Origin of the sequence: Massilia suwonensis (assembly GCF_042655665.1) — a bacterium.
Classification (GTDB): Bacteria; Pseudomonadota; Gammaproteobacteria; order Burkholderiales; family Burkholderiaceae_D; genus Telluria; species Telluria suwonensis.
The window spans coordinates 1-844 of the sequence record NZ_JBHSMR010000019.1; the positions used below are offsets into that span (position 1 = coordinate 1).

Annotated in this window: 1 protein-coding gene; it reads left to right on the plus strand. The window is 61.7% G+C overall.

The window, feature by feature from the left end; genetic code table 11:
- Positions 1–844, plus strand: an 844-nt coding sequence (locus tag ACFPQ5_RS24775; RefSeq protein ID WP_379761748.1) for an IS3 family transposase, incomplete at both ends; no start/stop codon positions are given.

An 844-nucleotide genomic window follows, 5' to 3' on the forward strand; every position in this document is an offset into this window, starting at 1 on the left:
GCCTACGGCGTCGAGCCGATCTGCCGGGTGATGCAGGTCGCGCCGTCGGGCTACTGGCGCCACGTTGCGCAACAACGCAACCCGGCACTGCGCTGTGCCCGTGTTCAGCGCGACGAAGTGTTGAGCATCGACATCGAGCGGATCTGGCAAGCAAACATGCAGGTCTACGGGGCCGACAAGGTCTGGCGCCAACTGCGGCGTGAGGGAACCAACGTGGCTCGCTGCACCGTCGAGCGCCTGATGCGCAAAACCGGCCTGCGTGGCGTCATGCGAGGCAAGGTCGTGCGCACCACGGTTGCCGATGCGAAGGCGCCATGTCCGCTCGACCGGGTCAACCGCCAGTTCAAGGCCCAGCGGCCGAACCAGCTGTGGGTCAGCGATTTCACCTATGTCTCGACGTGGCAAGGTTTCGTGTACGTGGCCTTCGTCATCGACGTCTTTGCTCGAAGAATCGTTGGCTGGCGCGTCAGCAGTTCGATGCGAACCGACTTCGTGCTCGATGCGCTGGAACAGGCGCTGTACGCGCGTCAGCCGGAGCGAAACGAGCTGGTCCATCATAGCGACAGGGGTTCGCAATACGTGTCAATAAAGTACAGCGAGCGCCTGGCGGAAGCCGGCATCGAACCGTCTGTGGGTAGTAAGGGCGACAGTTACGATAATGCCCTGGCCGAGACCATCAACGGGCTCTACAAGGCTGAACTGATCCACCGCCGCGCTCCTTGGAAAACACGTGAGGCCGTCGAGTTGCCCACCCTGGAATGGGTTTCTTGGTTCAATCACCATCGGCTGCTCGAGCCGCTCGGCTATATACCGCCGGCCGAAGCTGAGGCAAACTATTACAAGC